The sequence below is a fragment of the Pedobacter riviphilus genome, assembly GCF_014692875.1.
In the GTDB taxonomy this organism is placed as follows: Bacteria; Bacteroidota; Bacteroidia; order Sphingobacteriales; family Sphingobacteriaceae; genus Pedobacter; species Pedobacter riviphilus.
The window spans coordinates 1941462-1962665 of the sequence record NZ_CP061171.1; the positions used below are offsets into that span (position 1 = coordinate 1941462).

Sequence of the window (21204 nt, forward strand, 5' to 3'; positions counted from 1 at the left end):
GAGATGAACATCCAAAAACTGATTGATAAAGGCTTAAAACTTAAAAGCTATCCAAAAGATTCGGTTATTTATGAGCCAGATATGCAGCCGAGGCATGTGTATTTTATCAAATCAGGCGAGGTACGAATGGTTACTGTGAGCGATGAAGGAAAGGAGTTTATTCAAGGCGTTTTTAAAATGGGACAGTATTTTGGTGAACCTGCTTTATTAATCAACAGGCCATATTTAGCATTTACCATTGCCAATAAAGATTCGCAGATTATTGCTGTAAATAAAGAAGATTTCTTTGAACTGATAAAAAATGAGCCCGATTTTAGTATGGATCTGATCCGTACTTTAAGTAACCGCTTATTTTATAAATCGATGATGTTGGAAGAACTTGCGAGCGAAAAGGCTGATCATCGCTTGTTAACGATTATCAATTACCTCCTTAACGATATTGCTGTAGGTGAACATTTAAAGGTGACGCGACAAGAATTAGCCGATATGACTGGTTTAAGGGTAGAAACAGTTATCCGCGGAACTAAAATACTAGCAGAAAAAGGTCTGATTAGAACTGTTAAAGGGAAAATTGTGAAGATTTAAGATTATTAAGAGAATAAATAATAAACAATAACCAACCGGTGAACCAATAGACTAATCCCTCAAACATGATGTAGATCATAAATTAGTTTTTAATTTTAAGTTTACCTTTGTGCTATTAAATTATAAGATTATGGCTGAGTTATCTAAATTCCAGGCTTTTATGCAGTGTAAATGTCCGCGCTGCCGCAAAGGTGATATTTTTACAGGAAGTGCTTATTCTTTCAAACTCCAAAAAACAAATGTTAGCTGCCCACATTGCAACTTAAAATTTGAGCGTGAACCAGGGTTTTTCTATGTAGCGATGTTTGTGAGTTACGCCATGAATGTTGCAGAAATTATAACTATCGGAGTAGCATCATATGTTTTGGGCTTACCTTTAATTTATGAGAACCTGTGGTACTATGTAGCTTTAATCTTAGCTGGAGTTTTATTATTATCACCAATCAATTACCGCTATTCTAGAGTTATTTTGCTTCATTACCTTACGCCAGGCCTGCATTATGTTCCTGGAAGCGGAGATTAATAAAAACTAATTTCTCTTTAGGTTTTTATTAGAAAATGAGCGTTCAGTAATGCTTCGGAAACAGCAGTCCCGTTATTCGCTATAGCTCCGATAAAAGGATCGGAGGCTGCCGCTTTTACCGGGTTTGTGGAACAGAGACCTGTATAAAAAGTCACGAATCCTTTTCTAAGAAGCTAATCGTCATCATTTGCAAAGAGGATGGAAGAGAAGGACAATTTTATTGCCATCAAACTGTTCTTTTCGCATTACAAATGCAGACCTAGATAGCCCTCGTTGCAAACGAGGACTATTTTAAAGTTATTTGGCAAACCTAATTAACAGCCTTATTTATACAATCAACCAAAGCCTTAACTTTTATTGCTGAGGTGAGTTCGTACCGATATTCGTCTTCAATACTGCCCATTTTGGTTTCCGTATTTCTGAATTCCATTTTACTTGGTACAAATTCTTTGGCAGAGGCATGGAATTGCGTGGCACCAGTTTGATCAATAAGACTTTCGATGTTGTTTTCATTTATCCCTGCACCAGGCATGATGGTAATCCGGCCAGCGGCCTTTTTTACAAGCTGCGATAATTTTTCTGCCCCTAGAATTGCAGAAGAAGCGCCTCCTGATGTAAGTACTCTTTTTATTTTAAGAGCGATTAAATCTTCCAGCGCCTGATCCATATCGTTGCTCATATCGAATGCCCTATGGAAAGCTACTCCCATAGGTTTGGCCAGCTCAATAAGTTCAGTACACCTTTCTTTATCGATGGTGCCATCTGCTTTAAGTATTCCTATAACTACTCCATCACAATTTAATGATTTGCAGATTTTTATATCTTCTTTCATTAATTCAAACTCGATCTCAGAGTATAAGAAATCTCCTCCACGAGGACGGATAATCGGCCAAATTTCGATAGATAAATTTTTCTTAGCAAAAGCAATTTGAGCATAACTTGGTGTAGTACCACCTTCTGCCAGGTTATCGCAAAACTCCACTCTTTTCGCCCCACCATTTTGCGCGGCCAATGCCGATTGGTAAGAATTAGCGCATACTTCTAAGCAACCAATTGCCACTTCACTCATTATATTAGATTTAGTTAATTTATTATTATTCCTGTGGTCCTGCCGGCCCTAAAACCACCCATCCTTTTGGTGATTTGTAGGTATTAAGCAACTGTACTGATTTTCCACCATCCGGATACCAGCATACTTCTGTAATTACCCAATGCGTTTCGTCAACTTTTTTACGCTCAGGAAAAGCATTTTGGACAGTAGAAAAATCAGGAAAACCATGCTCTTCTATATTATTGATGAAAGATAATTTGAGCACTTCGGCCGTTTCGTTGATAATATCCTGATTAATTTCCATTTTCATCACCGAAAGTAAAGATTTAGCTTCTTCAAAAAAATCCTTACAGGCTATGGCAGCATCAATATCTTTATTGTTGTAGGCTTTTTCGATCGCCAGAATCGCACCTTCTGGTGTTTCGAGATTGTCTTTGAAATGATCAACGCCTTCATCAATATATAAACCTATACTGTTATCAAATGCTGCTTTCTCTTTTTCCGGAATGCCATCCCTAATGGCCCGTATGGTATAACCGCCAATTAACCTTCCGTTTTCAATAATCATCCAATCTGAGATCAAATCGCGTTTTATGCCAATTTTTTGATTAAATTTTACAGAGCGAATATTTACCGGTTCGTTTCCAACGGTGCCAAATAAATTTCCTTCATCGTCAAAATGCGGTTCCGTTAACCAAATATGCTCGCCTTCGTCGCCATCGGTAATGAGTACTTTAATCGAAAAATAGTTTTGGTAAGCTTGTTGGTTTTTTAAACTTTCTTCGAAATACCAAAGGGTTAAATTGGCTTTTTCGATGGCCCAGTTCATGCGCTCGTCTTTGCTGGGTACATAAACCATACCTGGTTCGCCCTCGCGTTCGGCCACATTTTTCTTTCCAAAAATTTTCGACAATAATCCCATTTATTGTTTCATTATGTTTACCGTTTGGGAAAATTCAGCATATTAATAATAACTTTTGCCTTTAATTAAAAGATCTTGTTTTTCTGCATTGCACACAGCGTAACTAAAACCTTGTTGAATGGCATAGGCACCATATTCTCCCTTTTTGTTGATGGCTAAAAATCCTACCTGTATGTTTTTGGCCGTTTCAGGCTTCTTTTTAATAATACGCATTACTGCCTCTTTGCAGGCCGCTTCAGGCGTATAACCCTGACGCATTAATTCTACTACCAAAAAAGAACCAACATTCCGTACCACCTCTTCACCTACACCGGTAGAGGTTGCGCCACCAATCTCATTATCTACATATAGGCCAGCCCCAATAATCGGGCTATCGCCAATGCGCCCATGTAATTTATAAGCCATACCGCTGGTTGTACAAGCGCCAGAAATGTTTCCTTTAACATCAATGGCAAGCATACCAATAGTATCGTGATTATATTGGTTTCCAGGAAGTTTTTGCGGAGCAGCTTTCTGGTAGAGCTTATTTTCGATATTCATTACAGGTGCATATTTCGCCGTTTTTAACCATTCTTTCCAGGCTTTTTCGCTGGCCGGAGTAAGTAAGTTTTCTTTTTTAAAGCCCTGCTCTAACGCAAACTGCAATGCACCATCGCCAGCAAGCATCACATGCGGTGTTTTTTCCATTACTTTACGTGCAACAGATATGGGATGTTTAATATGTTCTAGTGCTAAAACAGCACCACAGTTACCAAGTTCGTCCATAATACAAGCATCGAGCGTAACGTGGCCATCACGATCCGGTAAGCCGCCATATCCGACAGATTGGTTGTGCTCGTCAGCTTCGGGTACCCAAACGCCTTGTTCTACGGCATCTAAGGCACGGCCCCCGGTTGATAATACCTTCCATGCATCAGCATTAGCCGCAATTCCAAAGTCCCATGTAGAAATTACAATCGGGAAATTTTCTGTTTTTGTCTCTTCACGCGGAATTACATTAGCGATACTACTTTTATCAATGGCCAGCAATCCTGCCGATAGGGCTGATGCTTTTATAAATTTACGGCGGTTAAACATGTGTGTGGTTAAGTGGTTAATCGTTTAATTAATCGATCGCTAGTTTGAAAATTGCGATTTGAATATTGTTATTATCTACGGTATAGTGAATCTATCTGCATCCTTTAAAAAAGGAAACTGCCTTCTTACTTTAACCAGTTCTTCGTAATTGATACTGAATGTATATAAATCTTCGTCTTCCGGTTTATAATAAACGGTATTACCGTAAGGATCTAAACACATGGATAATCCGCTGTGGTAAATCTGGTTTCCATCATGTCCAACGCGGTTTACGGCAATCACATAACTTTGGTTTTCTATTGCCCTGGCCGGAATTAATGCCTTCCAATGTGCCGATCGTTTATCTGGCCAGTTGGCTACTAAGAGTAGGATATCATATTCCTGATCTACATTGCGCAACCAAACCGGAAAGCGTAAATCGTAACAAATGGCCAATCTTATTTTCCATCCTTTAAGTTCTACAATAAGTTTTTCTTTACCAGGGCTAAAGTGTTGATCTTCGTCGCCCATGCCAAACAGATGGCGTTTATCGTAATGCTGGTTTTTACCATCTGGTTCCATCCAGATCAAACGGTTAAAATATTGATTGTTTTCTTTTATAATAATGCTCCCTGTAACCACACAATTGTATTGATACGCCATTTTTTGCATCCATTGCATCGTTACTCCGCCCATTTCTTCAGCTAAGGCTTCCGAATTCATGCTAAAACCTGTGTTAAACATTTCGGGTAAAATAATAATATCGGTTTTCTCCCTTACACCCATCGATAATCTAAGTGCCAGATTCAAGAGGTTTTTCTCAATGTTTTCCCAAAAAAGATAGGCCTGAAAAACGGTTACTTTCAGATTTTCTATTTGAGTGTAAACAGGTGCTTCCATTGTATACTAGGTTTAGTATGGTTAAACGTTTTTTAATTTCTCGGCCGCTAAGGCTAGTGTAGCGTTTTCTTTAGCAAAGCAGAACCTGATAATTTTATGATCAGTTGCTTTTTGGTAAAATGCAGAAACCGGAATACTAGCTACTCCAAATTCCTTGATCAACCGCATGCTAAAATCGGTGTCTTTTTCATCGCTAATACCACTATAGCTTACACATTGAAAATACGAACCATTGCAGGGCAAAAGCTTAAAACGGCTATCGGCCAGGAGACTTCTAAAATAATCTCTTTTCTGCTGAAAAAAACGGCCTATTTCAGTGTAGTTTTTTGGTTCTTTAATGTAATCGGCAATAGCTTGCTGCATGGGACTATTAACGCTGAAAACATTAAATTGGTGTACCTTCCTAAATTCTTTGGTTAATTTCTCTGGTGCCAAACAGTAGCCCAGTTTCCAACCCGTAGCATGCAAAAGCTTGCCGAATGAGGCTACAATGAAACTTCTTTGCTTTAATTCTGGATAGAGCATTACACTCTGGTGCTTTTGTTCATCGTAAATTAAATGTTCATAAACTTCATCGCTCAAGATTAAAATATCGGTACCGGCAACGAGTTTAATAAGCGATTTCATGTCATCTGATGATAAAATACTACCTGTTGGATTTTGTGGTGTATTTAAGATGATCATTCTGGTTTTTACCGTAAATAACTTCTTAACCATATCCCAGTCAATGGCATAGGTAGGCGGAGCAAGTTCATAGGTTTTAACCAGGCCGCCTAAAAGTTTAATAGTAGGGGCATAACTATCATAAGCTGGTTCGAAAATAATCACTTCATCACCTGCATTAATTATGGCCGCCAATGCAGTAAAGATAGCTTGCGTTCCGCCTGCAGTAACGGTAATTTCAGTTTCAGGATTATATTTTATGTTATATAGTTTTTCAACTTTCTCTGCAATTGTTTCTTTTAAAAAAGTAGAACCAGGCATTGGTGCATATTGATTAAAACCATCTTGCATGGCTTTATTTACCAATTGAACTAGCTTTGGATCGCAGGCATAGTCAGGAAATCCCTGAGAAAGATTAATAGCATTGTGCTCTGCTGCAAGTTTACTCATCACCGAAAAAATGGTGGTACTTACGCCAGGTAGTTTAGATTGTATATTAAGCATCTTATAAGCGAAAATAGGAAAAAAAAGCTTAAAGCGTAAAACCCTATACCAAAAGCCCCGTTACTTAATCGAACAATTGCAATCGTATATAGAGAAAAATTTTTCAGCATCAGTTAAACCCTCACGCTAAATCAACGTCAATAACCACATTAAATGGGGAGCCACGGGCTGATTTTAAACTCATGAATTTTGTATTATTTCAAATATATTTCTCCTTATTTAAAATTATTCCAGATAAACCCTTTTCTTTGCATTTTAAAATCTCAATTATCCATTAATATGAAGTTTAAACACTTAAGTGCTGCTTTTTTACTCGTAATAACTGCATCAGCATTTGTTAACCCGAAAAAAGCTTTAAGAACATTTGTTTCCAATTACGAAAATGTATTGGGCACATCATTAGAATTAAAATTTAAAAGCAGCAGCCAGGCCGACGCAGATTTAGCCGAAGCACGTGCATTAAATGAAATAGACAGGCTTGATGATATTTTAAGTGCTTATAAAACGAACAGCGAGTTTAATAAATGGATGAGCAATGGTAAACAAACTACCAAAGTTTCGTCAGAATTATTTGAGGTTTTAAAGCAGTTTGAAAACTATAAAACCTTAACTAATGGCGCGCTCGATGCCTCAGCTAAAGTAATAGGCGATGTCTGGAAAAAAAGCAGCTGCCGAAAACCATTTACCATCAACTGAAGCATTAAAGCATGCAGTTACTTTGGTTAAACAAAGACATTATATACTGAATGAACAGGATAAAACGGTTACACGTTTGGATGATGCGCCATTGGCATTAAATTCCTTTGCAAAAAGTTATATCATTAATAAAGCTGCCGAGAAAGCAGCTCAAAGTCCTGGAATTGAAAATGTAGTGGTGAATATTGGTGGCGATATGGTAATTAAAGGAAATCAGCCAGAAGCTGTTGAAATAGCAAACCCTAAAGCTGATGCCGAAAATGATGCTGCGCTAACCACAATTAAAGTATCTAATATGGCTGTGGCAACCAGTGGTAATTACCGCAGAGGTTTTAACGTAAATGGAAAATGGTATTCGCATATTGTTGATCCACGCACTGGAAAGCCTGCTTCAGAAATAATTAGTGCAACGGTTATTGGTCCTGACGCTAGTGAAGCAGGTGCTTTAGCTACTTCTTTTAATGTACTTTCAATTGCCGAGATTGAAGCATTAACTGCAACTAGAAATGATATTGCCTACCTATTAATCACTAAAGATGGCAAAGAAATTAGAAGTAAAGAATGGGCTAATTACGAGGTAGCTTTAAATAAGCCAGCTGCCGTTTTAGAAAAAGCAAGCAAAGCTGATAAACTTTGGAATACAAAATATGAGTTAGTGGTAAACTTAGAAATTGCCAATATAGAATCTACAGATGGTAAACGCGTTCGTCGTCCGTTTGTGGCAGTATGGATTGAAGATGCAGCTAAAACACCTGTACGTAATCTGGCTATTTGGTATAATAAACCACGTTGGCTACCAGATTTAAAATCATGGAACCGTGCCAATGGCGATGAGTTTAAAAAAGGAGCAGAAGGAAAACTAAGCTCAACGAGTTCTGCAACACGTGGCCCAGGTAAATATAGCTTATCATGGGATGGAAAAGACGATAGTGGGAAATTGGTAAAAGCAGGTATTTACACTGTTTTTATCGAAGTTGCCCGCGAGCATGGAACTTATCAGGTGATTGCTAAAGAAATGAAATTTACAGGCTCGGCACAAAAAGTAGAATTAACGCCAAATACAGAACTAACATCAGCATCTCTTGACTACAGAAAAATCGGAACCTCAAAAAAATAACATAACGCCTGCACCTAGTGGCCTGGGAAAAAAGCAGGTTAAAAAAGATAGCGGAAAAGGTAAGGGTAAAAAGCGTTTAGCTGGTTTATCGCGCTGGCTGCATATTTATTTATCAATGGTGAGTTTTACGATCCTGCTATTCTTCGCCGTATCGGGCTTAACGTTAAATCATGCAGATTGGTTTACTTCTGGGAAGGAAGTGGTTACTAAAGATTCTGGCTCAGTGAACTTAAAATGGGTAAATCAACCTGATACCAATAAGATCAATAAGTTACAAATTGTTGAGTTTTTTAGGAGTAAACACAGGGTTAAAGGTGCATTAAGCGATTTTAGGATGGATGACAGAGAACTGAGTTTAACCTTTAACGGACCTGGTTACCTAGCCGATTCTTTTATAGACCGTGAAACCGGTAAATACGAATTAACCATAACCCGGTTTGGCGCGGTAGCCGTTATTAATGATTTACACAAGGGCAGAGATTCTGGTAAGGCTTGGTCGTGGATTATTGATATTTCGGCAGTATTAATGACTTTGGTATCTATCTCCGGAATTATCTTAATCTGTTTTATTAAAAAGAAGCGATTGAGTGGCTTTATCATTGCAGCTGTGGGTACAATTGTTTGCTATTTGATTTATAAGTTATTCGTTCCATAACTTAACCACTAAGGCACTAAAGGGAATTGAGATTACCTATTATGCTTAGTGTCTTAGTGGTATAAATATTAATGCGCTATAACTGTCGAATCAGACGATGCCTCAACTTCAGTGGTGATAAATTTCCTGCCGATTAACAAACAACATAAAGCAATAAACGCTGCTACCGTCATTACCAGGGGCATGGGTACAACCGAATGTTCGCTAAATAAGCTTACCATTACCGAAGCCAGAGCGCCTAGTCCCATTTGCAAGGCACCCATTAAGGCCGATGCACTACCGGCATTTTTAGAAAATGGTGCAAGCGATAAGGCAGCAGCATTAGGATTAATTAAGCCTAAGCAAGACAGGAACAATGCAATAAAACCTATTGTAGAATATAAATTTAACCAGTTATTTAAAGCAAAAATCAAAAATATTAAGCTGAAAATACATTGCGCAATAAGTGCATAGGTTACAATATTTTTGCTGGTAAACCATTTTAATATCAGGCTATTTACCTGACTCGAGCCAATAAAAGATACCGATAAAAGCGCGAAAATCCAGCCATACCCAGTCTTGCTTACTTCGTAGATTTTCATAAATACTGTAGGTGATGAAGATACATAAGCAAATAAACCTGAAAAGGTAATGGAGCTGATCAACGCATAAGTATAAAATTGAGGCTCTTTTAAAACGGTAAAGAAATTGGTTAAAATAGGCTTTGGTTTTAAAGAGTAATTCGGATCTGGTTTATAACTTTCCGGGAGTTTGAAAATTGAAGCCAGGAGCATTAAAACGGCCATCAATCCTAAAAACACAAAAACATATTTCCAGCCCAGGGCCGAAATTAAATAGCCACCTGCAGTTGGGGCCAGCATAGGAGACACCGCAATGACCAGCATTAAGGAAGCAAATACTTTCGGGCTTTCTTCTACCGAAAACAGATCCCTCACCATAGCAACCGAAGCTACCGCAGTGGCACAGCTTCCAATGGCTTGTACAAAACGTAAAACAATGAGTTGGTTAACATCCGTTACGGCCAAACACAAAAATGACGAAAGGATATAGAGTGCTAAACCAAAGTATAGCGGTTTCTTTCTTCCAAATTTATCCAAGAGTGGGCCATACAATAACTGACCGGCAGAAATTCCGATAAAAAAGCTTGATAGTGATAATGCTACAGTTGATTCATTACTTCTTAAATCCTTTGCAATATCAACAAAACCAGGCAGGTACATGTCGATAGAGAAGGGGCCAAGCGCTGCCAATGAACCTAAAATGAGTATGAGATAGAAGTGTTGTTTTTTAGCCATGAAGATTACCAGATTTTGATGCCGCAAAGATTGGGAGATTAAATTTGTTAACCTATTTTTACAGTCGAACGATTGTAAAAATCATATTTTTAGTTAAAAACTAATTATACAATAGGATGGATGCGTAATCTTTGTGTTATCTCTGTTAAAAATATGATGATTGCTATACTAAATCTGCTATTTATTTCTAGATTTATAGTCTATGACTTTTAAGACAAAAGAAAGCCGTTTACTACTCATTCTGGGTAGCTTTTTTGTAGCAAACGCTATATTATCAGAGTTTATTGGAGTTAAATTGTTCAGTGTTGAAGAAACACTGGGCTTTAAAAAGTTCGATATAAACTTATTGGGTGTTCCGCATCTATCGTTTGTAATGTCGGCAGGGGTATTAACCTGGCCAATCATTTTCATTATGACGGATATTATTAATGAATATTTTGGTGTTAAACAGGTCCGATTCTTATCCATTCTTACCGCTATATTAATTGCATTTGCCTTTCTTGTGGTTTGGGGGTCGATGCATTTAACCGCCGCCGATTTCTGGGTACATCAAAATATAAATGGAGAAGACCTCAATATGAATAATGCATTTGCAGGAATATTCGGGCAAGGGATGTGGATCATTGTAGGATCAATTACCGCCTTTATAATCGGACAAATGGTTGATGTAATGATATTCCACAGAATAAAAAAAATAACAGGAGAGCGGGCACTTTGGTTACGCGCAACGGGTTCTACTTTGATCTCTCAGTTTATCGACAGTTTTGTGGTGATTTTTATTGCATTTTATATAAATCCTCAATATCATTACAGTTGGCAGCAGGTTTTTGCAATCGGCCTGGTAGGGTATACATATAAATTTATTGTGGCCATATTAATGACGCCGATCTTATATATTGTACACGCCATAATTGATGGTTACTTAGGAAAAGATCTCGCACATAAACTAATTAAAATGGCTGGTAGGGGATAAATATTTAAATAACCAAATAATCCGATTTATGAGAAACATCCTAATGCTATTGGCAGTACTTTCATTATTTTCTTGTGCGAATAAAGATGGAAACAAAAAAGATCTACATCTTGATATTCAGGGTACATGGCAATTATTATCGGCTACAACCATCGAAAATGGAGCCAGCCAAACAACCGATTATTCAGGCAAGCTAAAAATGATCAAGATGTTTAACAACACGCATTTTGCCTTTTTAAAACATAGTCTTAACCCTAAGGATACCAGCAGTTTTGATGCAGGAGGGGGAACTTTCGTTTTAAAAGAGGATGATTATACTGAACACCTTGAATATTATAAAAACAAAGATTGGGAAGGTAAAACTTTTAAGTTTAAACTCACCATCCATAAAGATACTTTGATTCAGAAAGGTGTTGAGAAGGTAGAAAAAGCAGGGGTAGACCGGGTGATAATCGAAAAATACATTAAGGTAAAATAATTAACGCAAAAGGTCGGACTCGCTCCGACCTTTGTACTTAACAACAAAACAAATAAAAAAATTAACCTTAAAAATAAATTATAGGCTTGCCAATTCTGCGGCAAAAACATTTTCACTCAATTGCTCTTGTTTGTAAATCTGCCTGCCTGTGTAAGCCACAAAAACAGATTCATCCAAAAGCAAGTCGCGGTTTTTAATTAAGCTTCCTAGCTTAACGGTACCAACCACATATTTATAACTGCTTGCAGCGTAGCGCTCGCTGATGTTATCAAATTCCAATAGGGTAATCAGATCTTCATCAGCATAACGCAGATAGATTTCTAACAGAATATCTTCAGTATGTTTTACACCGTTTTCTGAATGGTATTTTTTGTACTCATAACGGTAATCGTAACGCAAGGCCGCAATATCTGAAAGTACAGCGGCACCAGTAGGATGACCACCCGCGCCCTTGCCGTAAAAAAACTGCTTATCAGCAAAAGCTGCTTGAACCGCAACTGCATTATACTCGTTTTCTACGTTGTATAGAAAATCATCTTTAGCTACCAACTTCGGTAATACATAAGTCACTATGTCTTTTGTATTCACTTTACGTGCTGTAGGAACCAACTTAATTTTAAAGTTTTTCTCTCGCGCATATTTAATGTCGTGGTTAGAAAGATTCTGTATACCAATGTTTAAAATGGCATCAGGATTTACGAATAAACCATAAGCATGTGCGGTAGCAATAGCCAGTTTATATTTTGGATCGTAACCTCCCACGTCTAAAATCGGATCGGTTTCTGCAAAACCTAAATCCTGTGCTTCTTTTAATGCCGAATCGTAACCTTGATTTTCGTTAAATATTTTTGATAAAATATAATTAGATGAGCCATTAAAAATTCCACTCAAAGCATGGAATAATTCATTATCATAATATTCTTCTAAATTGCGGATAATTGGGATACTGCCACAAACGGCTCCTTCATACAATAAAGAAGTGCCATACTCCTGTTGTAAATCTACCAGCTCTTTTAAGTGTGTGGCGATCATTTTTTTATTGGCCGATACTACGTTTTTACCATTTTTTAATGCCGTAGTAACAATTTCGTAAGCGGCATCCGCATCATTAATCAATTCTACAATCGTATTGATCTCTGTATTGTTCAGTATTTCGTTGCGATCAGTAGTAAACAGATCTTTATTAAGGGTACGCTTCTTTCTTGGGTCTTTTATTGCAATTTTAATGATCTCCAGGTTCAGGTTCTGGCTTTGGATAATATCCAATAAACCTTGTCCTACAACACCGAAACCAAATAAACCGATTTTTAAATTCTTACTCATTATTTTAGACTTGATTACACAGATAAACAGATTACTGATTAACTGCATTTATTTTATATTATTTTTTGTTGAATTTGATAGTACAGGTATTAGCTATTCACTTTATCCCTAAACCATAACCTTCTACCTCCTATGCAGTGTGCTGCAGTTTAATTATCTTTTTATTCCGGCTTTCCTTAATAAAGTTTCCGATTATGTTAGTCAAAGCATCTGTTTCGATTAAAAATCCATCATGGCCATAATCTGAGTGCAAAGCACTAAATTCTGCTCCCGGGATATGATCGGCCAGATATTTTTGTTCCGATAAAGGAAATAAAACGTCATTTTCTATCCCGATTACCAAGGTATTTGCCGTAATTAGTTTTAGTGCATCGGCAATGCTTTTGCGGTTACGGCCTACATTGTGGCTGTCCATTGCTTTGGTTAAATAATAATAACTGTAAGCGTTAAAGCGGTTGATCAGTTTTTCTCCCTGATAGTTCTGATAAGAAGACGATCTGAAATTGTCGGTCTTATCGTTTACACTTTCTACCTGCGTACTGCCGTAAGCACTGTAGGTTCTATAACTTAATAGCGCAATGCTACGGGCTGTTTTTAAACCTTTGCTGCCACCGTTTGGTTGGTTGGCATAAAAAGTTCTATCGGTAGTAATGGCCAAACGCTGACTTTCGTTAAAAGCAATTCCCCAAGGAGAATGTGCTGCATTGGTGGCAATCAAGATCAGGTTTTCGATTTTATTCGGTTCCGAAATACTCCATTCAACAGCTTGTTGCCCGCCTAAAGAACCTCCGATTAATAATTTAATATAATTAATACCTAAATGCGCAGCCAATAACTGGTGTGCCGATACTAAATCGCGGATGGTAAACTGCGGAAAAGAAAGGTAATAAGGTAAGCCCGTTACCGGATTAGTACTTAATGGGTTTGTACTACCATAATGCGAGCCTAAAACATTAGCACAAACAACATAATGCTCTTCCGGATTGAATAAAGCATTTTCACCGAACAAACCTTCCCACCATTCAAAAACATCAGCATTGGCAGTAAGTGCATGGCAAACCCAAATCACATTATCTTTATTTGCATTTAATTTGCCATAAGTTTGATATGCAATTTGCAGGTTACGGATTTTTTTTCCGCTTTCTAATTTAAACTGTTTGTTATAATGATATGTTGATGCTGTACTCATTGTTTTGTTGTATTCGGAATATTAACGGTTAGGCTTGTAAACTCTCTGTTGGAACTGAAGCATTAATTGTTGCAAATGCCTGTTCGAAATCGGCTTTAATATCATCAATATGCTCAATGCCTACTGATACCCTTAAAGCATTCGGTTTTACACCTGCAGCTAATTGTTCCGTTTCGCTTAATTGTTGGTGTGTTGTGGCCGAAGGTTGAATGATCAGCGTTTTTGCATCACCCACATTGGCCAGGTGAGATACCAGTTTTAAGCTATCAATTACCTGTGTTGCATTTTCTTTGCTTCCGGCTAACTCGAAAGATAAAACTGCGCCAAAACCATTGCTTAAATATTTTTTAGCCAGGTTATTGTATTTACTGCTGGCTAAGCCAGGGTACTGAACTTCTTTAACTAATGGATGGTTTTCTAACCAGGTGGCCAATTCTAATGCATTATCTACATGACGTTGTACGCGGAGCGATAATGTTTCTAATCCTTGTAATAAAAGAAAAGAATTGAAAGGCGATAGGGCAGGCCCAAGATCTCTTAATCCCTCTACACGGGCACGGATGATAAACTGGATGTTTCCAAATGGTCCACCGATACCAAAAACATCACTAAAAACCAAACCATGATAGCCTTCAGAAGGCTCAGAGAACTGAGGAAATTTGCCATTGCCCCAGTTGTAATTTCCACCGTCAACTATTACTCCGCCAATGCTTGTTCCATGGCCACCGATCCATTTCGTTGCAGATTCTACAACAATATTGGCACCATGTTCCAATGGTTTAAACAAATAACCTCCTGCACCAAAAGTATTGTCGACTATTAAAGGGAGATCGTATTTTTTTGCAATGGCGGCAATTTTTTCGAAATCTGGAACGCTAAACGCCGGATTTCCGATGGTTTCGAGATAAATGGCTTTAGTTTTATCGGTAATTTTAGCTTCAAATTCTTCAGGTACATCTGGATTTGCAAAATCGACATGTATACCCAAACGTTTAAAAGCTACTTTAAATTGGTTGTAAGTTCCACCGTAAATGTGAGATGAAGAAACAATGCTATCACCAGCTTCCAATATGTTATTTAACGCTATAAATTGAGCAGCTTGCCCCGATGCAACAGCCAAAGCAGCTACACCACCTTCTAAGGCTGCTATACGTTTTTCGAAAACATCGTTGGTAGGATTCATAATCCTGGTGTAGATATTGCCAAATTCTTTTAAGGCAAATAAATTTGCGCCATGCTCAGCGTTTTTAAAACCATAAGAAGTGGTTTGGTAAATGGGAACAGCCCTTGAACCTGTTGTTGGATCTATTTCCTGGCCAGCGTGTAATTGTAAAGTTTCAAATTTATATGATGTTGACATAGTATCTATTTTTTTAATTGTTGAGTGGGTAAATGCATTAAGATTTTGGGCAATCGTAAAATGTAACAAGGCGTATCCCGATTTTTCGGGACCTTCCAGTTTGAAAGAAACAAAAAAGGAAGATTTTTAAATTACAGTATGCAACAGCACATACAAGCAATCGCGCGCATATCACAACAAGTAATAGAAATAGAAGCTCGTTCTAACTTCTTAAGGTTTGATTTGGGTTCGCCCAGCGATTGAAGATTTAATGTTTTCATCAGTTCTAATTTATATCTCCAAATAACACCATGTTATCCGGTCAGGAATTGGCACCTTCTCTTTCTGAGGGTTGCCAGTGGGTCATCGAGCCAGTCTCTCGCCACTTCTTTATAAATCAACCTGTGAAGATTGACTTTTATTTAGCTTTCCGCCAAATAATATTCCAAATGTCTGAATTAAATTTTAATCGACAAAATAAAATTTCGAATTTACACTAAGACATTGAAAATGAGTGATGTATTTTTATAGCGATATACCAAACTAAAACTTTTAATATAAAATTAACGCTTAAAATTCTAAGTTTGTGTTACCTATCTAAATTTAATCATGATGAAAAATATAAAAGCTTTAGGTTTAGGCCTGCTACTAACTGCAATGTGTTTAAGTAATGCAAACGCCCAGTTTGGTGGTTTGAAGGACAAATTACTAAAAGTTGGCACGGCCCAGGGTGCTAAAGCATTAGGCGTAGACAAGTTTTTAAAGCAACCTGCTGCCATTACCACTAATTTTGAAGATGTAAATAGAGAAGGCGAAAAACAGCCTGATTTTATTAATTCATTAAATTTAAAAGCCCAGCCCTTGTATTTACTGCCTAAAAATCCAGAAGGCGGTTTCGTGCTTTGCGAGGGGCTTTACGAAATGACCAATAAAAGCTACTGCCTAAAAGCCGGAACTTTTGCGCCATCAAAAGGAGATGGATATATGTTTGCCCCAGTTTTAGGGCCGAAAGAAGAAATTGTGGTTTCTATACTTAAAAGTGCAGAAAAACATCCTGATGTTGAACAACATGATATCCAGACGTTGTTATGGACCATTATCGCCAGAACGAAATTTGCCGATTTCAATGGACAGGTTAAACTTACTGCGATAAAATTATTAACACCGAAACAACTTACGCAATTAGAAGGAGGTGCTTTAGGTGTTTTGCCTTTTGATGTAATGGAAAAAGCTAAAGATCAGTTACCATCAGGCGTGAGGGCCGTTTTTGAAGCAGAAAATAATATTCGCCAACTAGTAGCTTCTGGAAATTATACTTATGCCGACATGGAAAAGTACGCCATTATAGCAGGTATGGCTCCTCCAAGAAGCGATGTGCCAAGTGGTATCTGGACTAAACACCCTGACGGTTATTATGTGCGTTATTTTCCTTCTGGTTATTCGATTACCAAAGTGCAGGTATATGTACCAAAAGAATTATTGGCAAATGGAGCTAGGCTGGTTTATGATGCAGCAGGAGATATTGCCTGTCCAGCCAATACTGGATCGCAACGTTTAGCGCAGACTAATGAGCCCTTGGAGGCAAATTATTCCTTGAAATTAACCACGATTTGTAATCCTAAATAAGTTTTGGAAATTAGGGTTCTGTAATCCTTAGGGTATTGCAGTCCCGCTTTACGCTTTATCTTTTTGGCTATCCTTCGACTTCGCTCAGGATGACAGCCAAAAAGGATATCGCTGCAATCGGGTTTAGAAACAAAGGTTCGTAATAACTAGAAACCTATAAGGTCTTTAAGTCCATATAGGTTTTATATTTTACCCCAGCGCCTGTGCTAAATCGGCAATAATATCATCAACATGCTCTAAGCCTACAGAAATACGGAGTAAGTTTTTTGGCGTTTTGCTATCGGGGCCTTCCACCGAATAGCGGTGCTCAATTAAACTCTCTACACCTCCTAAACTCGTCGCTTGCGCAAATAACTTTACCTTATTCACCACCTGATGTGCAGCTTCAACATCTCCTTTAACTAAGAACGACATCATCCCACCAAAATCTTTCATTTGTTTCTTTGCAATTGCGTGTTGTGGGTGATTTTCCAATCCAGGATAAAAAACAGCTTCAACATTCGGGTGTCCGTTTAAATAGTCAGCGATAAGCTTTCCATTTTCACAGTGGCCTTTCATACGATAAGCCAGCGTTTTAATACTTCTGGTTAAGAGAAAACAATCGAAAGGGGAAGGGACCGCACCACCAGTTTGCTGAATGTTTTTGATTTTCTCCCATAACTCATCTTTTTTAGCGGTTACTAAAATACCGCCGAGCACATCACTATGACCGCCAAGATATTTAGTACTGCTATGCATTACAATATCAGCACCTAATAAAACCGGATTTTGTAAAATAGGCGAGGCGAAGGTACTATCGCAGGCTAAAGTGATGTTTTTAGCTTTGGCTATTTTGGCAATCTCTTGTATATCTGTAACCTTTAATAACGGATTGGATGGGGTTTCGATCCAGATCAGTTTGGTATTAGGTTTAATGCTCGATTGTATCAGATTTAAATCAGTCTGATCAATAAAATCAAACTCCAAACTATCGTTAAAAATAGTAAGTAATTGCTTTTTAATACCCCAATACATATCATCAGGTGCAATAATGTGGCTACCAGGTTTTAAGGCCTGGAATAAAACCATACCACAGGTATTTCCCGAAGAAAAAGCAGCCGCATCTTCGCCATATTCTAATTTGGCTACAGTGTTTTCTAAAGCAGACCGGTTTGGATTGCTTACCCTGCTATACATGTGCCCTCCGGGATAACCCCCATCCTCAGCGCGAAAAAAAGTTGTTGATAGATTAATAGGCAGGGTAACATCGCCTGTAGTGCTTTTTACAAGATTAGAAGCGTGAATAGCAAGGGTTTCGGGTTTCATGATAATTAATTTTGATCGAGGTGATATGGGAATGCAATTTAATAATTTGGTGCTAATTTAAGGTTCGTAATGGTTTTGGCAAGATTTATGTAACAAGTTTGACGAAATTTAAATTAAACAAAAAATGAAAAGATTATTTATAGCTATCGCAATAGCATGTTCTACTTTAGTAATGTTACAAAGTTGTAACACGGCAAAAAGAGTAACTGCAGGTGTAACAGGTAGCAGAGGTACAGTTGTTCGCGACTGGGTAGTAAGTAATGTAGTTTTAGAAGGTTTACCTGATGGTGCTGTGCAAGGCCTATTTGGCGAAAAATCTTACAAATGTTTCCAGGGAAGTACATGGCACTTAACTAACAGCGGTAATGGTTCTTACACTTTACCAGCATCAAGCACTTGTGGTTCGATAATGCAAACTATTTTCTGGTCGGCAGCACCTAAAGACCAAACTTTCCAATTCAAAAAAATCTTTGAAGGCGATAAAGCTAAAAATGTAACAGAAGGCTATCGTTTGATATTAACTGATCTTTCTAGCACACAAATGATCTTGAAATCGCCAATCGAATTTGGTGGTAAAACCGCAAACATCGTTTTAACGTTTACGCCTGCTGCAAGATAATTAGATTTACCTGTGAAAAACATATTAAGAGCACTTCTGAAAAGAGGTGCTTTTTTTTTGTTACTCCTTCGCATTATCATTATTAGACCTGATTTATTTTATAAAAAAGTTTAGGTTACGAGACGTCGTCATTCCCAGCTGCGCGGGAAAGACAATTACTTAAATAAAAACATTTGTAGATTATAGCAAAATCTAAAGACTTTTATGAGATATTGATTTTAGGAAGTTCCTTTTTGTGGTTCGGTGCCTTGTATTGCTTTAGTTAAGTGCCTTAGAGTATGGTTAACAATCAAAATCTATCTCATCCTGGGTTATTATTATGAATTAAAGCAGTTCTAAATCGCGGTTTGTTACAAGAAAATGATTTTCAAATCGCCTCATTATTGTATTTTTGTTCAAAATAAATCAGGAATGAATACAACTGAGCAAGTTGAAAAAATATTAGCTGATACCAATTTATCAACTGAATTACAAAACATAGCACACAAAGTCCTTCACGGAGAACGGATTACCTTTGATGAAGGTGTTTACCTGTATGAACATGCAGAATTAGGTTACCTTGGTATCCTGGCGAATTTTATCCGCGAACAGAAACACGGTGATAAAACTTATTTCAACCGGAATTTCCATTTAGAACCAACCAATCTTTGCGTTTACGACTGCAAATTTTGCTCGTACTCCCGTTTAATTAAACAAAAAGAAGAAGGTTGGGCCTTAACGATGGAGCAAATGCTTGATATTGTTAAAAAATACGATGGCGAACCTGTAACTGAAGTGCATATTGTGGGGGCGTGCTTCCACAATACGATGTAGCATTTTATTCTGCATTGTTTACGGCCATTAAACAACATCGTCCAGATCTGCATGTAAAAGCATTAACGCCTGTAGAGTACCATTATATTTTCAAAAAAGCTAAAATTGATTACGCAACAGGTATGCGTTTAATGAAAGAAGCCGGATTGGAATCGATACCAGGTGGAGGGGCAGAGATTTTTCATCCTGAAATTAGAGAACAGATTGCAAAAGATAAATGCACCGGTCAGCAATGGTTAGATATACATGAAGAATGGCATAAGTTAGGGATGCGCAGTAATGCCACCATGCTTTACGGTCATATCGAAAAATATTGGCACCGGGTAGATCATATGGAAAAACTCCGCGAACTGCAGGATCGTACTGGTGGTTTCCAAACTTTTATTCCGCTAAAGTTCAGAAATCAACATAATCAGATGAGTAATGTGCCAGAATCTTCAGTGATTGAAGATTTAAGAAACTATGCCATTGCCCGTATTTATATGGATAACTTCGATCACATTAAAGCCTATTGGGCAATGATCAGTCGCGAAACAGCTCAGCTATCGTTAAATTATGGTGTTGATGATATCGATGGAACTTTAGATGACACTACGAAAATTTACTCTATGGCCGGTGCCGAAGAGCAAACACCTGCAATGAGCACGAAGGAGTTGGTGAATCTGATTAAACAAGTGGGCAGAAAAGCAATAGAACGCGATACTTTATATAACGTGGTGACCGATTTTGAAAATGTAGTTTTCGAAGAGGAAAAAAAACCTCAATATTATAAGCTGCCGGTTGTGAATTAATAATCGAATGAAAGAATGAGAGATTGAGTGGATGTGACAGGCAACTCGGTATTCGATCATTCAAAACTCAATAATTAAACAATCAATAACTCAATCATTCAAAATTCAATCATTATTGATGCGGGAAATATACATCATACGCCACGGCGAAACGGAACTTAATAAACAAGGCATAGTACAGGGCAGAGGTATAAATTCTGACTTAAATGATTTAGGTAGGGCACAGGCAGAAGCGTTTTACCAAACCTATAAAAATGTCCCTTTTGATAAAATTTATACTTCGGATTTAAAACGTACCTGGCAAACTGTCCAGAAGTTTATTGATTCGGGATTACCCTGGGAAAAACTTTCGGGTTTAGATGAATTGGCCTGGGGCGTTTGGGAAGGGAAACCGAATACAGAAGATGCTCGTGATGCTTTCCGTGATATGTTGCAGAGTTGGCAGGATGGAGATTATACAGCACATTTCGAGGGTGGCGAGAGCGTTCAGGACGTTTACGAACGTTTAAAACAGCCTATGGAAATTTTGATGAGCAGACCTGAGGAAAAAACAGTTTTACTTTGCATGCATGGTAGAGCGATGCGTGTTTTCTTGTGTTTACTGTTAGGCAAACCGCTGAGCGAAATGACTGAGTTTCCACATCAAAATACGGTGCTTTACAAGATGGGCTTTGAGGATGGAAAATTCTCAGTTCTTGAATTTAATAGTACCGTTCATTTAGACGGTTTAGTAATTGGATAATCGCAAGATAATTCGTCATCATTAACTTGTTTCAGGATA

20 protein-coding genes, 1 pseudogene and 1 riboswitch are annotated in these 21204 nt (G+C 37.8%); of the genes and pseudogenes, 11 read left to right on the plus strand and 10 right to left on the minus strand.

The features are described from left to right. Window positions 1-3: 3 nt before the first annotated feature. The gene (locus H9N25_RS07935; protein ID WP_190328512.1) at window positions 4-585 is read left to right on the plus strand and encodes a Crp/Fnr family transcriptional regulator; all 582 of its coding nucleotides are present in this window, start codon (window positions 4-6) and stop codon (window positions 583-585) included. Between the two features lie 130 nt (window positions 586-715). Then, on the plus strand, window positions 716-1108 hold the full coding sequence (locus H9N25_RS07940; RefSeq protein ID WP_190328513.1) for a DUF983 domain-containing protein: 393 nt from the start codon (window positions 716-718) through the stop codon (window positions 1106-1108). Window positions 1109-1418: 310 nt separating this feature from the next. On the opposite strand, the gene H9N25_RS07945 is transcribed toward H9N25_RS07940, so the two are convergent. The 5 genes from H9N25_RS07945 to H9N25_RS07965 form a co-directional block, all read right to left on the minus strand. After that, entirely contained in the window at window positions 1419-2177 is a 759-nt protein-coding gene (locus H9N25_RS07945; protein WP_190328514.1) for a copper homeostasis protein CutC, read from the minus strand. A gap of 25 nt (window positions 2178-2202) precedes the next feature. Continuing rightward, window positions 2203-3081: a YegJ family protein gene (locus H9N25_RS07950; protein WP_190328515.1), complete on the minus strand. Its 879-nt coding sequence runs from the start codon at window positions 3079-3081 to the stop codon at window positions 2203-2205. Window positions 3082-3123: 42 nt separating this feature from the next. Then, window positions 3124-4158 (minus strand): N(4)-(beta-N-acetylglucosaminyl)-L-asparaginase, encoded by a 1035-nt coding sequence (locus H9N25_RS07955; RefSeq protein ID WP_169502184.1) that lies wholly within the window; start codon window positions 4156-4158, stop codon window positions 3124-3126. A 75-nt stretch (window positions 4159-4233) separates the two neighbouring features. After that, on the minus strand, window positions 4234-5037 hold the full coding sequence (locus H9N25_RS07960) for a nitrilase family protein (RefSeq protein WP_190328516.1): 804 nt from the start codon (window positions 5035-5037) through the stop codon (window positions 4234-4236). A gap of 21 nt (window positions 5038-5058) precedes the next feature. Then, the gene (locus H9N25_RS07965) at window positions 5059-6204 is read right to left on the minus strand and encodes a methionine aminotransferase (RefSeq protein ID WP_190328517.1); all 1146 of its coding nucleotides are present in this window, start codon (window positions 6202-6204) and stop codon (window positions 5059-5061) included. 279 nt (window positions 6205-6483) lie between these two features. On the opposite strand from H9N25_RS07965, the gene H9N25_RS24945 reads away from it, so the two are divergent. The 3 genes from H9N25_RS24945 to H9N25_RS07980 are packed head-to-tail and all read left to right on the plus strand — an operon-like array spanning window position 6484 to window position 8672. Continuing rightward, a complete protein-coding gene (locus H9N25_RS24945; RefSeq protein ID WP_190328518.1) occupies window positions 6484-6900 on the plus strand; it encodes an FAD:protein FMN transferase in 417 nt (138 codons plus the stop codon). After that, window positions 6854-8017, plus strand: coding sequence for a DUF2271 domain-containing protein (locus H9N25_RS24950; protein WP_190328519.1), 1164 nt, complete (start codon window positions 6854-6856; stop codon window positions 8015-8017). Before H9N25_RS24945 ends, H9N25_RS24950 begins: the two co-directional genes overlap by 47 nt. Next, window positions 7983-8672, plus strand: a complete 690-nt coding sequence (locus H9N25_RS07980; protein WP_223833660.1) for a PepSY-associated TM helix domain-containing protein — start codon at window positions 7983-7985, stop codon at window positions 8670-8672. Before H9N25_RS24950 ends, H9N25_RS07980 begins: the two co-directional genes overlap by 35 nt. A gap of 68 nt (window positions 8673-8740) precedes the next feature. Here H9N25_RS07980 and H9N25_RS07985 read toward each other — a convergent pair whose 3' ends face one another. Beyond that, complete coding sequence (locus tag H9N25_RS07985; RefSeq protein ID WP_169502186.1) at window positions 8741-9967, minus strand: multidrug effflux MFS transporter; 1227 nt, start codon at window positions 9965-9967, stop codon at window positions 8741-8743. 202 nt (window positions 9968-10169) lie between these two features. Here H9N25_RS07985 and H9N25_RS07990 point away from each other — a divergent pair, with 202 nt between their 5' ends. Both H9N25_RS07990 and H9N25_RS07995 read left to right on the plus strand, forming a co-directional pair. Continuing rightward, window positions 10170-10940, plus strand: a complete 771-nt coding sequence (locus tag H9N25_RS07990; RefSeq protein ID WP_167294177.1) for a queuosine precursor transporter — start codon at window positions 10170-10172, stop codon at window positions 10938-10940. A 28-nt stretch (window positions 10941-10968) separates the two neighbouring features. Continuing rightward, complete coding sequence (locus tag H9N25_RS07995) at window positions 10969-11418, plus strand: hypothetical protein (RefSeq protein ID WP_190328520.1); 450 nt, start codon at window positions 10969-10971, stop codon at window positions 11416-11418. A 78-nt stretch (window positions 11419-11496) separates the two neighbouring features. On the opposite strand, the gene H9N25_RS08000 is transcribed toward H9N25_RS07995, so the two are convergent. From H9N25_RS08000 to H9N25_RS08010, 3 genes are all read right to left on the minus strand, one after another. Next, window positions 11497-12741: a homoserine dehydrogenase gene (locus tag H9N25_RS08000; protein ID WP_167294179.1), complete on the minus strand. Its 1245-nt coding sequence runs from the start codon at window positions 12739-12741 to the stop codon at window positions 11497-11499. A 130-nt stretch (window positions 12742-12871) separates the two neighbouring features. Continuing rightward, entirely contained in the window at window positions 12872-13930 is a 1059-nt protein-coding gene (locus H9N25_RS08005) for a homoserine O-acetyltransferase family protein (RefSeq protein ID WP_190328521.1), read from the minus strand. A 28-nt stretch (window positions 13931-13958) separates the two neighbouring features. Next, on the minus strand, window positions 13959-15290 hold the full coding sequence (locus tag H9N25_RS08010; RefSeq protein ID WP_190328522.1) for an O-acetylhomoserine aminocarboxypropyltransferase/cysteine synthase family protein: 1332 nt from the start codon (window positions 15288-15290) through the stop codon (window positions 13959-13961). Window positions 15291-15557: 267 nt separating this feature from the next. Beyond that, window positions 15558-15668: riboswitch (SAM riboswitch) on the minus strand. Between the two features lie 210 nt (window positions 15669-15878). On the opposite strand from H9N25_RS08010, the gene H9N25_RS08015 reads away from it, so the two are divergent. Beyond that, window positions 15879-16895 carry a hypothetical protein gene (locus tag H9N25_RS08015; RefSeq protein WP_190328523.1) on the plus strand — a complete coding sequence of 339 codons (1017 nt, stop codon included), beginning with the start codon at window positions 15879-15881 and terminating at the stop codon, window positions 16893-16895. Between the two features lie 189 nt (window positions 16896-17084). Here H9N25_RS08015 and H9N25_RS08020 read toward each other — a convergent pair whose 3' ends face one another. Beyond that, window positions 17085-18200 (minus strand): trans-sulfuration enzyme family protein, encoded by a 1116-nt coding sequence (locus H9N25_RS08020; protein ID WP_190328524.1) that lies wholly within the window; start codon window positions 18198-18200, stop codon window positions 17085-17087. Between the two features lie 124 nt (window positions 18201-18324). On the opposite strand from H9N25_RS08020, the gene H9N25_RS08025 reads away from it, so the two are divergent. The 3 genes and pseudogenes from H9N25_RS08025 to H9N25_RS08035 all read left to right on the plus strand — a co-directional run bounded on the left by H9N25_RS08025 (window position 18325) and on the right by H9N25_RS08035 (window position 21165). Continuing rightward, on the plus strand, window positions 18325-18819 hold the full coding sequence (locus H9N25_RS08025; protein WP_223833661.1) for a hypothetical protein: 495 nt from the start codon (window positions 18325-18327) through the stop codon (window positions 18817-18819). A 411-nt stretch (window positions 18820-19230) separates the two neighbouring features. Next, window positions 19231-20423: pseudogene (gene mqnE, locus H9N25_RS08030) on the plus strand (aminofutalosine synthase MqnE). Window positions 20424-20541: 118 nt separating this feature from the next. After that, window positions 20542-21165 carry a histidine phosphatase family protein gene (locus H9N25_RS08035; protein ID WP_190328525.1) on the plus strand — a complete coding sequence of 208 codons (624 nt, stop codon included), beginning with the start codon at window positions 20542-20544 and terminating at the stop codon, window positions 21163-21165. The last annotated feature ends 39 nt before the right edge of the window (window positions 21166-21204 follow it).